Source organism: Halorubrum rutilum, assembly GCF_042665015.1.
GTDB classification, from domain to species: domain Archaea; phylum Halobacteriota; class Halobacteria; order Halobacteriales; family Haloferacaceae; genus Halorubrum; species Halorubrum rutilum.
In genome coordinates, this window is sequence record NZ_JBHTBL010000001.1 from 386182 (window position 1) to 402413 (window position 16232).

At 72.7% G+C, this 16232-nt stretch carries 13 protein-coding genes; 7 read left to right on the top strand and 6 right to left on the bottom strand.

Annotated elements, in window-relative coordinates; all coding sequences use genetic code 11:
- Positions 1-24 precede the first annotated feature (24 nt).
- A complete protein-coding gene (locus ACFQMF_RS02170; RefSeq protein WP_256407471.1) occupies positions 25-1971 on the top strand; it encodes a DHH family phosphoesterase in 1947 nt (648 codons plus the stop codon).
- 37 nt (positions 1972-2008) lie between these two features.
- Here ACFQMF_RS02170 and ACFQMF_RS02175 read toward each other — a convergent pair whose 3' ends face one another.
- Complete coding sequence (locus tag ACFQMF_RS02175; RefSeq protein WP_256407472.1) at positions 2009-3757, bottom strand: phospholipase D-like domain-containing protein; 1749 nt, start codon at positions 3755-3757, stop codon at positions 2009-2011.
- Between the two features lie 63 nt (positions 3758-3820).
- Entirely contained in the window at positions 3821-5311 is a 1491-nt protein-coding gene (locus ACFQMF_RS02180; protein ID WP_303654641.1) for a HEAT repeat domain-containing protein, read from the bottom strand.
- Between the two features lie 276 nt (positions 5312-5587).
- Between ACFQMF_RS02180 and dpsA the strand changes: the two genes are divergently transcribed.
- Positions 5588-6136 (top strand): DNA starvation/stationary phase protection protein DpsA, encoded by a 549-nt coding sequence (gene dpsA / locus ACFQMF_RS02185; RefSeq protein ID WP_256407473.1) that lies wholly within the window; start codon positions 5588-5590, stop codon positions 6134-6136.
- A 140-nt stretch (positions 6137-6276) separates the two neighbouring features.
- Here the strand turns inward: dpsA and ACFQMF_RS02190 are convergent, their stop codons facing one another.
- Positions 6277-6690 (bottom strand): Lrp/AsnC family transcriptional regulator, encoded by a 414-nt coding sequence (locus tag ACFQMF_RS02190; RefSeq protein WP_256407474.1) that lies wholly within the window; start codon positions 6688-6690, stop codon positions 6277-6279.
- Between the two features lie 96 nt (positions 6691-6786).
- Between ACFQMF_RS02190 and carA the strand changes: the two genes are divergently transcribed.
- Together carA and surE are read left to right on the top strand one after the other, a co-directional pair.
- Positions 6787-7848 carry a glutamine-hydrolyzing carbamoyl-phosphate synthase small subunit gene (carA, locus tag ACFQMF_RS02195; protein ID WP_256407475.1) on the top strand — a complete coding sequence of 354 codons (1062 nt, stop codon included), beginning with the start codon at positions 6787-6789 and terminating at the stop codon, positions 7846-7848.
- A gap of 209 nt (positions 7849-8057) precedes the next feature.
- Positions 8058-8966, top strand: a complete 909-nt coding sequence (gene surE, locus ACFQMF_RS02200; protein WP_256407476.1) for a 5'/3'-nucleotidase SurE — start codon at positions 8058-8060, stop codon at positions 8964-8966.
- Between the two features lie 30 nt (positions 8967-8996).
- On the opposite strand, the gene ACFQMF_RS02205 is transcribed toward surE, so the two are convergent.
- Complete coding sequence (locus ACFQMF_RS02205; RefSeq protein WP_256407811.1) at positions 8997-9224, bottom strand: hypothetical protein; 228 nt, start codon at positions 9222-9224, stop codon at positions 8997-8999.
- A gap of 365 nt (positions 9225-9589) precedes the next feature.
- Between ACFQMF_RS02205 and ACFQMF_RS02210 the strand changes: the two genes are divergently transcribed.
- Complete coding sequence (locus ACFQMF_RS02210) at positions 9590-11362, top strand: glutamate--tRNA ligase (RefSeq protein WP_256407477.1); 1773 nt, start codon at positions 9590-9592, stop codon at positions 11360-11362.
- A 110-nt stretch (positions 11363-11472) separates the two neighbouring features.
- Positions 11473-11802, top strand: a complete 330-nt coding sequence (locus tag ACFQMF_RS02215; RefSeq protein WP_092567127.1) for a 4Fe-4S dicluster domain-containing protein — start codon at positions 11473-11475, stop codon at positions 11800-11802.
- Between the two features lie 414 nt (positions 11803-12216).
- Here ACFQMF_RS02215 and tmcA read toward each other — a convergent pair whose 3' ends face one another.
- Entirely contained in the window at positions 12217-14490 is a 2274-nt protein-coding gene (tmcA, locus tag ACFQMF_RS02220) for a tRNA(Met) cytidine acetyltransferase TmcA (protein ID WP_256407478.1), read from the bottom strand.
- A gap of 162 nt (positions 14491-14652) precedes the next feature.
- Here tmcA and ACFQMF_RS02225 point away from each other — a divergent pair, with 162 nt between their 5' ends.
- A complete protein-coding gene (locus tag ACFQMF_RS02225) occupies positions 14653-15102 on the top strand; it encodes a UPF0179 family protein (RefSeq protein ID WP_256407479.1) in 450 nt (149 codons plus the stop codon).
- Positions 15103-15135: 33 nt separating this feature from the next.
- Here the strand turns inward: ACFQMF_RS02225 and ACFQMF_RS02230 are convergent, their stop codons facing one another.
- Complete coding sequence (locus ACFQMF_RS02230) at positions 15136-15861, bottom strand: nucleoside phosphorylase (RefSeq protein WP_256407480.1); 726 nt, start codon at positions 15859-15861, stop codon at positions 15136-15138.
- Positions 15862-16232 lie beyond the last annotated feature (371 nt).

Below are 16232 nucleotides of genomic sequence, written 5' to 3' on the forward strand. Positions count from 1 at the left end.
ACCGGCCGTTCCCGATACCGTCACATGAGCGAGAACTCCGCCGGGGATTCCGGCACGCGGGGCGATTCGAGCCCCGAACCCGACGCCGCCGCGGCGAAGGGGGCGGCCGACGACCGGCCGACCGTCTACGATCTGGCGCCCGACTGCACCCTCGAAGACGCCGAGACCGACGCGCTGTACCACGCCGAGGTCAACGGCGTCGTCGACTACGGCGTCTTCGTCGACGTCTCCGACGCCCTCTCGGGGCTCGTCCACGAGTCGAACCTCGACGGCGACTACGCGGTCGGCGACCGACTGGTCGTCCGGCTGACCGAGGTGAAAGAGAACGGCGACGTCGCGTTCGACGACGAGCCCCTCGACGACTACCGCACCGAGGCGGTCGCCCACGAGCCGACGATCTCTCGCGTCCGCGGGCTCTCCCCGGGCGACGAGGTCACCGTCGAGGGCGAGGTCGTCCAGGCGAAACAGACCGGCGGTCCGACGATCTTCGCCGTCGCCGACGCCTCCGGCGTCGTCTCCTGCGCCGCCTTCGAGGAGGCCGGCGTCCGCGCGTACCCGGAGATCTCCGTCGGCGACATGGTCCACGTCAGCGGGGCCGTCGAGACCCGCGAGAACGCCCTCCAGCTGGAGGTCGACTCGCTGCGCCGGCTCCCCGACGAGCGCGCCGCCGAGGCCCGCGAGCGGTTCGAGGCCGCCTTGGACGAGCGCGCCGCGCCGGCCGACGTCGACCCGCTCGTCGAGTGGGAGGCGTTCGAACCGATCCACGACGACCTCCGCGAGCTCGCCCGGCTGCTCCGCCGGACCGTCCTCGCCGGCCGCCCGATCCGCGTCCGCCACCACGCCGACGGCGACGGGATGTGCGCCGCGATCCCGGTCCAGCTCGCCTTGGAGAACTTCGTTCAGGAGGTCCACGAGGACCCCGACGCGGCGCGCCACCTGTTCAAGCGGCTCCCGAGCAAGGCGCCGTACTACGAGATGGAGGACGTCACCCGGGACCTGAACTTCGCGCTGGAGGGGCGCGCCCGCCACGGCCAGAAGCTCCCCTTCCTCCTGATGCTCGACAACGGGTCGACCGAGGAGGACGTCCCCGCCTACGAGAACCTCGCGCACTACGACATCCCCATCGCGGCCGTCGACCACCACCACCCCGATCCCGAGGCGGTCGAGCCGCTGCTCGACGCCCACGTGAACCCGTACCTCCACGGCGAGGACTACCGGGTCACGACGGGGATGATGTGCGTCGAGCTCGCCCGGCTGATCGACCCCTCCATCACGGAGGAGCTGGAGCACGTCCCCGCGGTCGCCGGGCTCTCCGACCGCTCGAAGGCGGAGGCGATGGACGACTACGTCGCGCTCGCCGCCGAGGCCGGCTACGACGAGTCCGACCTGCTCGACATCGGCGAGGCGCTCGACTACGCCGCCCACTGGCTGCGCTACTCCGAGGGGAAGACGCTCGTCAACGACGCCCTGAACGTGGGCTGCGAGGACGAAGGGCGCCACGAGGAGCTGGTCGAGTTCCTCTCCGAGCGCGCCGAGCGCGACGTCGACCGACAGCTCGACGCGCTCGACGACCACGTCGACCACGAGCGGCTCGCCTCCGGCGCCCACCTCTACCGGATCGACCTCGACGAGTACGCCCACCGGTTCACCTACCCGGCGCCGGGGAAGACGACCGGCGAGCTCCACGACACCCGCGTCAGGGAGACGGGCGACCCCGTCATCACGATCGGCTACGGGCCGGACTTCTGCGTGCTCCGGTCCGACGGGGTCCGGCTCGACATCCCGAACATGGTGACCGAGCTGAACGAGGAGCTCCCGGAGGCGGGCGTCTCCGGCGGCGGCCACCTCGTCGTCGGCTCGATCAAGTTCGTGAAGGGCCGCCGGAGCGCGGTCATCGAGGCGCTCGTCGAGAAGATGGCCGAGGCGGAGATCGATGAGGCGCTCTCGTCGACGGCCGCGCTCGACGACTGAGACGGCCCCGCCCGGTCGCCCGCTCCCCGCGCGCCCGTCACGCGAACGTCACCTCCCGGTACGCGACGAGGCCGGCGCCGGCGACGACGACCCCGAGCCCGCCCGCGAACCCGACCGGCAGGTGGACTCCGCCGCCGCGCCAGTCGGCCGCGTACGCGCGGGCGTAGAAGTCGGCGACCGTCTCGTCCTCGACCGCGAGCAACACCTCTCGGTTCTCCGTCGCCGCGCCCGCGTTCCAGTTGAGGCTCCCGACGACCGCGGCGTCGTCGATCACGACGCCCTTCGCGTGGACCTTCCCGTACCGGCCGCGCGGCTCCGCGACGGCGACCGCGATCGGTTCGCCCGCGAGCGCCTCGGCGAGCGCGCGGTTCTCCTCCCGGTCGTACCACGCGTTCGACAGCAGCAGGTGGACGTCGACGCCGCGGTCGGCGGCCCGCCGGAGCGCCCGGACGAGCCGGTTGTCCGGGCCGCCGGTCCGCGGGACCAGCGCCAACACGCGGTCGTCGGCGGCGTCGATCCGCGCGACCAGCCGGTCGGCGGCGTTTCCGGGCGTCGTCAGGAGCTCGACGTCCGCGGCCCTCGGATCGGGCGCCTCGAACCGGGTCGGGTAACTCCCGTTCGCGGCGCCTCCGTCGTGGAACTCGGCGTCGGCGCGGAACGCCTTCCACGGCCGCGCGTCCGGCGCCGCGGCGTCGGCGCGGAACAGGGCGGCGAGGTCGTCCGCGGCCGTCGCGCCGGCGGTCGCGGACCGCGGCGTCCCGGTGACGACGCCCCACCCGCGGTTGGTCCGGCCGCCGGTGCCCGACGCCTTCCAGTTCTCCGTGAGGACCACGGCGCGGTCGTCCGCGACGGCGTACTTCGCGTGGTGGAAGCGGAACCGCTCGGCGTCGCCGTCGAGGACGCGGACCTCGACGCCGGCGGCGGCGACCCGGTCGAGGAGGCGCGCGCTCCGCGCCGAGAACCCCCCGACCGGCGACCCCTCGACGAGGACGCGCACCTCGACGCCGCGGTCGGCGGCGGCGACGAGCAGGTCGACGACGCGCTCCGACCCCAGCATGTAGCCGGCGAGCAGCAGGCGGTCCTCGGCCTCGCGGAGCGGCTCGACGGGCCGCCCCGGACTGTCCGGTAACACGAACGGGGTCACGGTCGCGTCCGCGGTCCGGACCGCGGGCCGCGGGTCGTACCCCCGCGGTCGCCACTCGCCCCAGTCGGCGCGCCAGCGCTGGCCCTCGGGCGCGCTCTCGTAGGCGACGACGTCGACCGCCGTCCCGTTCCGGCGGAGCTCGATCCGGTCGCCGGACGCCGAGAGGGGGAAGTAATCGCCGAGCGCGCGGAGCGCCGTCGGCCCGCGGTCGGCGCTCGCAGGCTCGTCGTCGAGCAGCGGCGTCGCGTTCGCGGGGTCCATCGAGAGCGCGACGACGCCGCTCGCGTTCGCCGGGATCGCGGCGTCGTAGTACCCGTCCGAGAGCGACCAGTTCCCGCGCTCGGGGAGCCGGACGACGAGGTACTCGCCCCGGTTCTCCGCCGCCGTCGGGTTCGGGAACAGCTCGACGATCCGCGGCCCGTCGCCCCCGGCCGTTCGGTTCTCCGACCCGCCGTCGGACTGCGCGACGGGGCCGTCGGAGTCGGGTCCGGCGACCGCGGGGTCGGTCCCGGCGTCGCCCCCGACCGCGACCGGCGCGGCGGCCGTCAGGACCAGCAGTCCGATCGCGACCGCGGCGACGCTCGCGGCGGCCGAGGGGCTCGCGGCCCGGTCGTTCGCGGAGCGCGACGGTGCGAGCGACACGGGGACGGTGGCCCCGCCATCGCATAAGAACGGTCGGACGGCCGCGGTCAGCGGACCTCGGGGTCAGGCGGTCGCCGACGCCGCGTCGAGCGCGCGCCGGGCCTTCTCGCCCTCGGTCGAGACGAGGAAGGAGCGCTCGTCGGCGTGCTCGGCGACGGCTTCGAGCGCCTCGCGGGTGCCGATCTGGCGGAGCGCCCAGCCGGCCGCGGCGCGCACGTCGTCCGAGCCCTCGCCGGCGAGCACGTCCGCGAGCGGGTCGACCGCGCGGGCGTCGCCGATGAGCCCGAGCGCGCGCGCCGCGTGCGGACGGACGAGTTCCTCCGTGTCGTCGTCGACGAGCGCGTCCGCGAGCGGTTGGACCGCCTCGCTCGCGCCGATCTCGCCGAGCGACTTGAACGTCGCCTTCTGGAGCTGCGGGTTCGACTCCTCGGGGACGTACTCCACGAGGGTCTCCGTCGCCTCCTCGGCGGCCATCTTCCCGAGGATGCGGATCGCGAACTGGTCGCGCTTCTCCGCGCGGCCGAGCAGCTCCTCCACGGAGGCCTCGGTCTTCCCGCGCTTGCCCATGCGCTCGAACGCTTCGAGGCAGTGGCGCTCCATGAAGTCGGAGGTGAGCGAGTCGAGCGCGAGCAGGATCATGTCGACGTTGCCGCGCGTCTCGTGCTCCTTCAGCGCGGCCCACTCCACCGGGAAGTCCTTGTAGTGACCGAGCACGTCGTAGTACCCCTGCGCGCGGAGCTGCTCGTGGGTCTCCAGGTCGTCCCACTCCTCGGCGTCGTCGAGCGCGGCCTCCAGCTCGTCCGTCGCCTCGATGAGCGCGGCGATGGCCGCCGCGTCGTCGTCGGGGTCGAGGGCGGCGTCCGCGACGCCCGCCGCGACGGCGTCGAGGGCGGCGACGAGCGCGGCGACCCGGTCGTCGTCGCTCGTTTCGTCGGTCTCGTCCTCCTCGGGGGCGTCGGAAGCGTCGGCCGCCGCGTCGTCGCCGCTCTCGTCGCCCGCACTGTCGTCGCTCCCGTCGCCTGCGTCCGGGTCCGTCTCGATCGCGTCCGCGTCCACCTCGTCGTCGACCGCGTCGGCGGCCGCCTCGACGAAGGCGCTCACCGCGTCGGCCGCGTCGTCGCGGCCGGCGGCGGTCCACTCGGTCCCTTCGAGCGTCGCCTCGGCACCCTCGATCGCGTCGACGACGTCCTCGGCGTACGGGCCGCGCGCCGCCTCGACGCCCTCGCGCAGCTCGGCGACCCGGGCTTCGAGGTCGCCGCGCGGGTCGTCGGCGTCCTCGTCGTCTTCGTCGGGCTCGGGGAGGTCGGCCTCCGCGATCCCCGCCTCGGCGTCGTCGAGGAGGGCGTCGACGTCGTCGAGGTCCGCCTCGGTCTCGGCGTCGTCGAGGAGCGCCGCGATCTCGTCGAGGTACTCGTTCAGGGACTCCTCGGTCGCTTCGTCGGGACGCGCCGGCGCGGCGGCCGCGTCCGTCGACTCGCCGGCGTCCGCCTCCGCGTCGTCCGCGGCGTCGGCCTCCTCGGAGGCGTCGGCCGGGTCGTCGTCGCCGTTGCTCATACACCACGAACTGCGCGCGTAGTCCATTAAGACGTTTCCCTTCGCGGGCGGACCGGCGCGCCGTCGGACGGGGAGCGGTCCCGGCGTGGGCGACCTCGTCTCACCGGACGCCTCCGCGAGCGGGACCGACGGCGATCTCGGACCGGACCGCGTGCGCCGATCCCCTCGACGTGGCGGGCGACATGGGTACTATGAAAAAATAATTTTCTATATACCAAACTCTGCTTACCATCGTGGAAACAGTTAAGTGCCCCACGCGCGTACGCAGAGGTAGACATGAGTACCCAGAAAGAGGCACGTCAACGCTACGGAGACGTTCACGAGAGCGAAGCGCTCCGCGTTCCCGAGGAGAAGGCCGAGCAGCTCGTCGACGCGCTCAACACCGACCTCGCGGCGACGTACGTCCTCTACCACCAGATCAAGAAGCACCACTGGCTCGTCGAGGGCGCCGAGTTCCGCGACATCCACGTCTACCTCGGCGAGGTCGCGGCGGACCTCGAAGAGGGCGCGGACGTGCTCGCCGAGCGCGCGCAGGCGCTCGGCGGCGTGCCGCTGTCGGGCGGCGCGAACTACGAGGAGCACGCCCCGGTGAGCCCGGAGGACGCCGACTCCTACGACATCCGGACGTCGCTGGAGAACGACCTGGAGCTGTTCGGCGACATCACGGAGATGCTCCGGGAGCACATCCAGCTCGCCAACAACCTCGGCGACTACAACACCGAGGAGCTGCTCCGTGACACCCTCAAGGACGTCGAGGAGCACGGCCACCACATCGAGCACTACCTGGAGGACGACACCCTCGTCACTCAGGGCACGCTCGAATAGACGCGTCGCGGCCGCCGCTTCCGACGGACGCACGGGCGCGCGAGCGCCGCTCGCTCGAATTCTCCCGTTCTTTTCAGCCCGTCAGCGACGGCGCCGCTCGGCCGATCGAGGCGATAAGCCGAATCGACGGGTCGAACCGATCACCCGAGCCGCTCGTCGAGGATGAGCCGCGTCTTCGTCGACTTCACCTCGTCCATCTCCCGGGCCTGCGAGATCAGCTCGTTGACGGCGCGCGTGTCGACCGCGTCGACGACGAGCACGACGTCGTCCTCGCCCGAGACCTGCCAGACGAAGTCCACCTCCTCCCACTCGACCATGCGCTCGCCGACGGCGGCGGTGTCGACGTTCATCTCCACCGAGATCTCGATCATCGCCTTCACGTTGCCCGTGCGGGTCGTGACGGTGAACCGCTCGATGATCCCCTCCTCGGTCATGCGGTCGACGCGGTTGCGCACCGTCCCCTCCGAGGTGCCGACGCGGTCCGCGATCTCCGTGTAGGGGGTCCGCGCGTCCCGTCGCAGGATCGAGAGGATCCGACGGTCGAGGTCGTCCATACCCGACCTACTCCCCCCGGCGACTTACTCGTTACGAATATCGTAACGAATCTACGAACGACGCATTTATTACCCTTTACGCGTACGTTTCTCGTAATGTCGGACGCCTATATCGCGCTGGCCGACGGACGCGTGCTCGAAGCGCGCGCCCGCGCGCCGGGGCGCACCCGTGGCGAACTGGTGTTCACGACCGCGTACACCGGCTACGAGGAGTCGCTCACCGACCCCTCCTACGCCGAACAGATCCTCACCTTCTCGTACCCCCTGATCGGGAACTACGGCGTCCGAACCGAGCGGTTCGAGTCCGAGTCGGTCCAGCCGCGCGCGGCGATCGCCCGCGAGCTGACCGACGACGTCGCCGAGTGGCTCGCCGGCGAGGGCGTCCCGGCCGTCGACCACGTCGACACCCGCGAGATCGTCACGACCGTCCGCGAGGAGGGCGCGATGGCCTGCGGGATCGCCGCCGGCCCGGACGCGACCCCCGACGACGCGGTCGCGGAGATGGAGGCGTGCGAGCCGATGAGCGCGCACACCGACATCGGCGCGCAGGTGTCGGTGTCGGAGCCGACCGTCCACGAGGGCGGCGGCGCCGCCGACGTCGCGATGCTCGACTGCGGCGCGAAGGGCTCGATCATCTCCTCGCTCACCGAGCGCGGGGCCGACGTCCACGTGCTCCCGTACGACGCGACCCCCGAGGACGTGGCCGCCGTCGAGCCCGACGTGCTCTTCGTCTCGAACGGCCCGGGCGACCCGGAGAACTTCGCCGCCGCCAAGGCGGTCGTCGACGAGTTCGCCGGCGAGCTGCCGATGGCCGGCATCTGCCTCGGCCAGCAGGTGATCACGAGCGCGCTCGGCGGCTCGACCGAGAAGATGATGTTCGGCCACCGCGGCGTCAACCAGCCAGTCAAGGACCTCCGCACTGACAAGGTCGTGATGACGACGCAGAACCACGGCTACACCGTCGACGACACCGGTCCGCTGGAGGTGACGCAGGTGAACGTCAACGACGACACCGTCGAGGGGCTCGACAGCGAGGAGCTCGACGTCATCACCCGCCAGTACCACCCCGAGGCGAACCCCGGTCCGCACGACTCGCTCGGCTTCTTCGACGAGGTGCTGGAGCTGGCGGAGGCGACGCCGCACGTCGCCGCGGACTGACCGTCGCCGCGGACTGACCGCCGACGTCGACCGACCGCCGCCGGCGCCCGTCGCTCCGCGCTCGACGATCCCCGCTCCGCCGCTCTCCTCCCGCTGACCGCCCCGGAGTACCACCCGCCCGACGCCTGCCGGTTCCCGCGTCGGATCCCTCGTCCGTCTCATCGCCCGCGACCGGCGACGTTTTCCCCCGGCCCGCCGCAGTGTCGCCCATGACCCTCGAGATCCTCCTCACCAACGACGACGGGATCGACGCCGTCGGGATCCGGGCGCTCTCGGACGCGCTCTCGCGCGAGCACGACGTGACGGTCGTCGCGCCGAAGCGGAACCAGTCCGGGGTCGGCGGCGCCCGGTCGTGGTGGGAGACCACCGTGGAGTACGCGGAGACGGACGCCGGCTACGCGGTCGAGGGCACGCCCGCCGACTGCGTCGCCGTCGCCGAGGTCGCGCTCGGGCTCGACCCGGACGTCGTCGTCTCCGGCTGCAATCACGGGCCGAACATCGGCGCGCACATCCTCGGGCAGTCCGGGACGGTCGGCGCCGCGATGGAGGCCGCCTTCCTCGGCACGCCCGCGGTCGCCGTCTCGCTGTACGACCGCGGGAACCTGCCCGTACCGCCGACGCTCGACGCCGAGGACTTCGCGCTCGCCGCCGAGGCGGTCCTCGACCTGCTCGACCGCGCGGAGGGGGACGACGCGAGTGACGGCGACAGCGGCGACTCGGTCGCGCTCCCGTTCGGCGCCGACGTGTTGAACGTCAACGCGCCGGCCGCGGACGACGAGGCCGCGAGCGACCCGACCTATCGGATCACGGAGCCCGCGCGCGGCTTCGACGTGATCGAGTTCCGCCCGGGCGAGGAGGGGCCGGAGGCGGAGGACGTCCCCGAGGGGTGGGAGTTCGGCGAGCGGCGCGGCGAGATGGGGATGGAGCTCCGCGATCGGTTCTGGCGGGAGTTCCTCCGCGGCGACGTCGCCGACGACCCGGGTTCGGACCGGCTCGCGGCGGTCGAGGGCGAGGTGAGCGTCTCGCCGCTGTCGTCGTCCCGGTCCGTCGCCGGCGACCGCGCGGGCGAGGTCGTCGCCGTCGGCGCTGGGACCCCCCTGCGGACGGACGGGGAGTGAGTCCGAGACGGGCCCGGGGCTTGCCGGGTCCTACCGGCGTCGTCCCGGTCGCCGCGACCCGCCGGTGAACTCGCCCGCGAGCCGGCCGAGGTACCACACGAACAGCAGCCCCAACAGGAGTCCGCCGCCGAGGGCGGCGAGCAGCTCCAGCGGCGTCGGGTTCCACTGGAGCGCGATGAGGGGCGGCGAGACGGCCACCAGGAGGAGGAAGCCGAGCTTGATCTTGCGGTTCCCCGCGTCGCGCTCCGCGTCCGACATGGGTCCTACCACGCCGACCCCTCCGCCGGCCGGAGGGCGCCCCGAGTCGCTCCCGTGTTCATGCGTCACCAACGGCGCGACGCGACATCAACCCGGCGAACCGCGACCGCACGGGTCGCGGCTCCGGCATGATAAGCCTCTCGACCGTTCACGGTCGTAATCCCACCCGAACGCGTCCGTCGAGCCGTGAACGGTCTCGGTCGTTTAAGTTCGTCCGCGCGCTGTGTTCGACTACCCCTACCCGCGGCCCCTCCCCCGCGGCCCCGCCGCGGTCGTCCCTCCGTCCCCGTTCGCGCCCCGGGCGGCGGCCTCCCGCGGGCCGTCGTTCCGCGGCGCTTTTGAGCCGACCCCGACAACCGACGGGCATGGACGACGAACTCCGCGAGCGCGTCGAGGCGGCCGGCGAGGCCGCCGCGCTGTTCAACGCGCTCAAACACGGCAGCGACCCGGACGTGGGCGCCATCATGGGGCCCCTGATGGGGGAGCACCCCGAGTTCCGACCGCACGGCGACGAGATTCCCGGGATCGTCGCGCCGGTCGTGAACCGGGTCGCCGACATGGACGAGGCCGAGCGCCGCGAGCGGCTCGGCGAGCTCGCGCCCGACCGGCTCGCGGAGCTGGAGGCCGACGACGAGGACGACGACCGCGTCCTCCCCGACCTCCCGAACGCCGAGGACGGCGCGGTCGTGATGCGCGCCGCGCCGAACCCGAACGGCCCCTGGCACGTCGGCCACGCCCGGATGCCCGCCGTCATCGGGACGTACAAGGAGCGGTACGACGGCGAGTTCATCTGCCGGTTCGACGACACCGACCCGGAGACGAAGCGGCCCGACCTCGACGCGTACGACGCCATCTTGGAGGACATCGCGTACCTCGGCTTCGAGGCCGACCGCGTGCTGAAGGCGTCGGACCGGCTGGAGACCTACTACGACCACGCCCGCGAGCTGATCGACCTGGGGGGCGCGTACACCTGCTCGTGTCCCGGCGAGGCGTTCTCCGAGCTGAAGAACGCCGGGGAGGCGTGTCCGCACCGCGAGAAGGACGCCGAGACGGTCCGCGAGGAGTTCGACGCCATGGTCGACGGCGACTACTCGGCCGGCGAGATGGTCCTCCGGGTCCGAACCGATATCGAACATAAGAACCCCGCGCTGCGCGACTGGGTCGCCTTCCGGCTGATCGACACGCCGCACCCGCGCGAGGAAGCCAGCGACTACCGCTGCTGGCCCATGCTGGACTTCCAGTCGGGCGTCGACGACCACCTCACGGGCGTCACGCACATCATCCGCGGCATCGACCTGCAGGACTCCGCGAAGCGCCAGCGGTTCGTCTACGACTACTTCGGCTGGGAGTACCCCGAGGTGCTCCACTGGGGCCACGTCCAGGTCGACGAGTACGACGTGACGCTCTCCACCTCGACGATCAAGGAGCTCATCGAAAACGGCGAGCTGACGGGGTGGGACGACCCGCGCGCGCCGACGATCCGGTCGATGCGCCGCCGCGGCATTCGGGGGCGGGCCCTCGTCGACTCGATGACGGAGCTGGGGATGTCCACCTCCGACGTCGACCTCGCGATGTCGTCCGTCTACGCGAACAACCGCGACCTGGTCGACGACGAGGCGAACCGGTACTTCTTCGTCCGCGACCGAGCGGACGCGCCCGCCGTGGAGCTGCCGGTCGTCGACGGCGACGCCCCCGCGCCCGCGGCCGGCCGCCCGCCGCTCCACCCCGACCACCCCGACCGCGGCGACCGCGAGGTTCCCGCCGGGCGGGTCGCGGTCGAGTCGCCGGACCTCCCGCCCGAGGGCGAGCGCGTCTGGCTCAAGGGGTACGGCTGCGTCCGGTACGCGGGCGACGAGCTGGTCTTCGCCGACGCCGACATCGAGGTGGTCCGCGACGGCGACGTGGACGTGATCCACTGGGCGCCGGTCGACGAGGGGCTCGACACGCTCATGCGGACGGTCGACGGCGACGTGCGAGGGGTCGCCGAGCCCGCGGTCGCCGACGTCGACCCCGACGCAGTCGTCCAGTTCGAGCGCGTCGGCTTCGCTCGGATCGACGCGTTCGAGCCCGCGGCGACAGACGAGGAGGACGGCCCCGACGGCTCCGAGGACCTGCTGGCGTACTACGCGCACCCGTAGGCCGCGGCATCGCGTCCGGACCGAGGCGGGTGCGGGCCGACGCGAGCGCGGGCCGACCGAACGCCTTCGTCGCGGAGTTTAAACCCGCGACCGGCGAAGCGGGGGCAACGATGGCCATCGATCCGAACTTCGAACAGAGCCGGGAGCAGGTCGGCGAGGAGGACGGCGTCGCCGTCTGGGGGCCCGTCGAGCCGCCGGAGAAGCAGGGGATCCGCGGCACGCACGTCGCCGTCGACTTCGACATCTGCCTCGCCGACGGCGCCTGTCTGGAGGACTGCCCGGTCGACGTGTTCGAGTGGGTCGACACGCCCGGCCACCCCGAGTCGGAGCGCAAGGCGAACCCGGCCGACGAGGACCAGTGTATCGACTGCATGCTGTGCGTGGACGTCTGTCCCGTCGACGCGATCGACGTCGATCCCGGCCGCGAGAACCGGATCTGATCGGTCGGGTTCGGTGCAGTGGGGGCGCTCGTCGTCGCCGTCGTCGTTCGTTTATAAAGGTCGATGTCGGATCTCCGACGAACACCGACAAAGCCCCAGCCGCTCGGTTGTACGTCGTTGCTATCGCCGGTGCGGTTAAGACCTCCAAAGCCCCAGCCGGGAGGCGGGCGCACGCTCGCTGCGCTCCTCAGTCGTTCACTTCGTTCGCTCCTTCCGGTGCTTGCATCGCCTGCGCCCGCCTCCCGGCTGCCCCTTTGAGTCCCATCCGTACGGCACCGCAACCGCACCTCGTACCTCCCCAGCCTCGCCGCTCGCTGCGCTCGCGGCGTCCCTCGCGCGTGCGGTTCGCGGCCTGTCGGCCGCTCACCGGCACGCGCCACCGCGACTCATCTATATACGCTAGCTGCACTCCCGTCAGTCGCTGATAAACCGCTCCCACTCTCGGAGCGCGAACTCGGTCCCGTACCGCTCGACGAGGGGCTCGTACGCGTCGCCGAGCGCGCGCATGCAGGCGGCCGTCGAGACGTAGCCGAGCCCGTCGGCGACCGACTCCCACGGGCGGCCCTGCAACACCTTCCTGACGAGGAGACGCTCCTCCCGCTGGTCGAGGTCGCTCCCCCCGACCAGCGCCGCCATCGCGAGGTCCCGGAACGCGCCCGGCGCGCTGTCGTACATCCCCGGACCGAACGACGCGCCGACGACGGAGCGCCACTCGGTCTCGGTCAGGTCGAGGGGAACCGAGGCCGAGCAGGCGCGGAGCGCCCCGACGACCACGTCGGGATCGACGTCGCGGTGGGCGTCCGAGAGCCCGTCGCGCTCGCGGTCCCGGAAGGCGGCGGCGTGGCGGGCGAGGAGGTCGCGGCCGGCCTCGGTCTCCGGGCGGAGCATGATCGCCGAGTGCTCGCCGGAGGCGTCGTTGCGCGAGGTCGAGAGGTGGACGGTCCGGTAGCCCGCCCGGTCCCAGAACCGGAGGAGGCGCGGCGTCGCGCCGTAGCCGACCGAGAAGTAGTCGACCGCCGCGCCGAACTCGGCGTGGACCTCGTCGAGCAGCCGGGACCCGAACCCCTCGTCCCTGACGGCGTGGTGGGTCGCGATCCGCACGGTCCGGAGCCCGCGCGGCCCCGCGGCGTCCTCGTCGCGGAGCTGGCTCGTGAGCACGTCCGGCACCATGTTGCCGCGGACGCGCTCGCCCTCGTACATCGCCCGGCGCGTCTCGGCGTCGAGCCCGCCCTCGCGCGCGAGCAGCGCGACCGCGACGACCCGCCCCTCGGCGACCAGCGCCCGCGCCGAGAGGTTCGGCGCGTCGAGCAGTCGCGCGAGGTCGTTCGGCTCGGTGCGGTAGTGGGCGGCGACCAGCAGCCCGAACGCCTCGCCGAGCAGGGCCTCGTCCGCGAGCAGGTCGTCCGGCGCGAGCGCGCGGTACGTCGCCTCGTCGACCGTCGTCCCCGCGACCGCCTCGTCGACCGCCGGCCGCGCGTCGAGCAGGAGCGCCCGCGACGCCCACGCCTCGACCGGGTCGTTCCGCGCGTACCGGATCGGCTCGTCGAGGCGGACGTCCCGCACCGCGAGCGGCCCGTCGAGCAGGCGCTCGCGGAACCGGATCGCGAAGCCGCGGCCCGCGCCCTCGTAGCCGTGGACGGTCGTGCAGAACGCGACCGAGAGCGACCCGTCGAGGAACGCCTCCAGCAGCCGCACCGGGAGCGCGGCCGCTTCGTCGACGACCGCGACGTCCGGGTCGCCGGGCAGCTCCGCGGCCTCGGCGGGCGAGCGGTATCGCACGCGACCGCCGCCCGGCGCGTCGATGCGGCGGGCTCCGCCCCCCGCGGCGGTCTCGCCGCCGTCGACGCCTCTCGACTCGATCAGCTCGCCCGCCCGCGCGAACACCTCCGCGGCGTTTCGGAAGGCGGGCGCCGTGACGAGCACGTCGGCGCCGGCGAGCGCGAGCGCGCCGGCCGCGAGCCCGGCCGCGCTCGACTTCCCCCGCCCGCGGTCCGCCTCGACGACGACCGCGTTGCCGGGCGTCGCGAGCGATTCGAACGCCCGCACCGCTCGGGCCTGGTCGGTCGTGAGACACGTCTCGTACGTCGCGGCGGGAAACGTCGCGTCCGGCGGGGCGGTCGGTCTCCCGACCGCGTCGCTCCCCGTCGCGGTTTCTCCCGTCAGCCCGTCGCGCTCGACGGCGTCGCCCTCGGGCCCGTCCGCACCGAGGGAGACGATCGCGATCCCCGGGTGCGCCCGCAGGGTGTCGACGAACCGCTCGCGGAACCGGCCGGTCACGTCGCCGACCTCGTACGGCGAGACCGCCAGCGAGTCGTCGAAGCGGTCGCGGACCGACGGCCAGTCGTCGAGCGCCGGCGTCAGGAGGACGAGGAGGCCGCCGCCGTCGACCGCGCCGACGCACCGCCCGAGCGCGTTCGGGACGAACCGCTCGTGGCAGTCCAGGACCACGACCTCGCGGGTGCGCCCGAGCAGCTCGTCCGCGTTCCGGGGGCGATGCTCCTCGAACCGGAACCCCTCGCGGGTCGAGACGACGGCGGTCGACCCGCCCCTGCCCCCGTCCTCGACTGCCTCGATCGCGTCGTAGGCCGCGTCGATCCCGCGGTCGCGGTCGCCGGCGAGGACGAGGACGCGCCGCTCGTTCGCCGCCTCGGCCTCCCGTTTCGCCTCCCGCGCGAGCGCCGCGATCATTCGTTCGGTCGTCGTTGCCGGGGCCCGGGGATGTGTCTTGCCCTCCGGTCCGTTCGCGCTCGGCTCCCCGGACCGCGGTGCTCTGGGCCCGCGGTGCTCCGGAACCGCGGAGATCACCCGCGAGGCGGGAGGCTTACGGCGTCGCGGGGCGTCGTGTCGCCCATGACCACGGTCACGCTCATCGGCACGCGGCTCGCGGACACGGGGCGCGAGTTCGTCTACGAGGGGGAGTCGCCCGACTGCGAGGGCTGCCCCTACCGGGGCCAGTGTCTCAACCTCTCCGAGGGGACCCGCTACCGCGTGACGGGGATCCGCGAGAACGCGCAGGTCCTCGACTGCGCCGTCCACGACGCCGGCGTCCGGGCGGTCGAGGTCGAGCCCGCGCCCGTCCCCGCGAACGTCCCGTCGAAGCAGGCGTACGCCGGCAGCCGCGTCTCGCTCGCCGGCCCGTGCCCCCACACCGAATGCCCGAGCCACGGGTACTGCGTCCCCGACGGCGCCGACTTCGACGACGAGCGCGTCATCGACCAGGTGCTCGGCGAGCCGCCCCACGACACCTGCGCGCTCGACCGGGACCTGACGCTGGTGGAGTTCCGGGCGGAAGACGAGTAACCGCGACCCCGCGGCCGCCGCCGCGCCGTTCCCTTACAGCGCGGTGACCGCGTTCAGCGTGATCCGGATCGCGCGTTCGACGTTGTCCTTCGCCTTCGCCGGGAGTTCGTCGTCGGAGTCCGCACCCTTCTGCGTGCCCGCGACGAGGTTGCCGTCGACGGTGCAGATCGCCCCGGCCCGGAGCCCCTTACGGCGTGCCAGCGCGAAGACGGTCGCGGCCTCCATCTCGATCGCGAGCAGGTTCGCGTCGTTCCAGTCGTCGACGTACGCGTCGCTCTCGTTGTAGAACGCGTCGTCGGAGACGATCGGGCCGACGTGGACGTCCTCGCCGTTCTCCTCCGCGGCGTCGACGAGTTCGCGCAGCGCGTCGTAGGCCGGGACCGCGGGGTAGTTCGCGGACTCGTAGCGCTTGCTCGTCCCCTCCTCCTTGGCCGCGCCCGTCGCGACCACCATGTCGCCGACCTCCATCTCGGCCTGTAACGCGCCGCAGGTGCCGCACCGGAGGAACGTCTCGACGCCGACCCGCGAGAGCTCCTCGACCGCGATCGCGGCCGACGGACAGCCGATCCCGGTCGAGCAGATCGTGAGGTCGGTCCCCTCGTAGCTCGCGTTGACGACCTTGTACTCGCGGTTCCGCGCGACGAGCTCGCTGTCGTCACAGATGTCCGCGATCCGGTCGACGCGCCCCGGGTCGCCCGGGATGACCGCGATCTCGTGGACGTCGCCCTCCTCGACCAGCAGGTGCGGCTGTTTCGCCATGCGAGCGGGTCCACGCGCCGCGCGCAAAAACGGACCGGTCGGAGGGCGGGGTCGGCAGTGCGAGACAAATTTTATATCGCGCTATACAATTTACTGACCGGGTAGGATCCTCGTAGTCCGGGTCTCAACCGATCCGCAACGCTCGGGCGATCGCCGGGCTTACCGTCCGAAAGCGCCGGCTCGGGCGTGACCGACCCGGACGGCGCCGTCGATCTCGCGCCGGGTCTCGGCGCCCTCGTCGTCACGTTCCTCCTCGTCACGCCGCTCGCTGCTATGTCCCTCAGCTTCGGACGCATGCCGCCTCTTCTGTGGGTTCGTGGGCTCCGCGGTCGTCGCGTCGACGCGGTTGACCGCGTGGCGGAAAACAGACG

Bases quoted from the DNA above. Each gene is read 5' to 3' on its own strand.
- ACFQMF_RS02205 (WP_256407811.1), bottom strand. From the start codon at position 9,224: ATGTCGGACGCGGAGCGCGACGCGGGGAACCGCAAGATCAAGCTCGGC.
- ACFQMF_RS02225 (WP_256407479.1), top strand. From the start codon at position 14,653: ATGACCACGGTCACGCTCATCGGCACGCGGCTCGCGGACACGGGGCGC.
- ACFQMF_RS02210 (WP_256407477.1), top strand. From the start codon at position 9,590: ATGGACGACGAACTCCGCGAGCGCGTCGAGGCGGCCGGCGAGGCCGCC.
- ACFQMF_RS02215 (WP_092567127.1), top strand. From the start codon at position 11,473: ATGGCCATCGATCCGAACTTCGAACAGAGCCGGGAGCAGGTCGGCGAG.
- ACFQMF_RS02180 (WP_303654641.1), bottom strand. From the start codon at position 5,311: ATGAGCAACGGCGACGACGACCCGGCCGACGCCTCCGAGGAGGCCGAC.
- ACFQMF_RS02190 (WP_256407474.1), bottom strand. From the start codon at position 6,690: ATGGACGACCTCGACCGTCGGATCCTCTCGATCCTGCGACGGGACGCG.
- surE (WP_256407476.1), top strand. From the start codon at position 8,058: ATGACCCTCGAGATCCTCCTCACCAACGACGACGGGATCGACGCCGTC.
- ACFQMF_RS02170 (WP_256407471.1), top strand. From the start codon at position 25: ATGAGCGAGAACTCCGCCGGGGATTCCGGCACGCGGGGCGATTCGAGC.
- ACFQMF_RS02230 (WP_256407480.1), bottom strand. From the start codon at position 15,861: ATGGCGAAACAGCCGCACCTGCTGGTCGAGGAGGGCGACGTCCACGAG.
- tmcA (WP_256407478.1), bottom strand. From the start codon at position 14,490: ATGATCGCGGCGCTCGCGCGGGAGGCGAAACGGGAGGCCGAGGCGGCG.
- carA (WP_256407475.1), top strand. From the start codon at position 6,787: ATGTCGGACGCCTATATCGCGCTGGCCGACGGACGCGTGCTCGAAGCG.
- dpsA (WP_256407473.1), top strand. From the start codon at position 5,588: ATGAGTACCCAGAAAGAGGCACGTCAACGCTACGGAGACGTTCACGAG.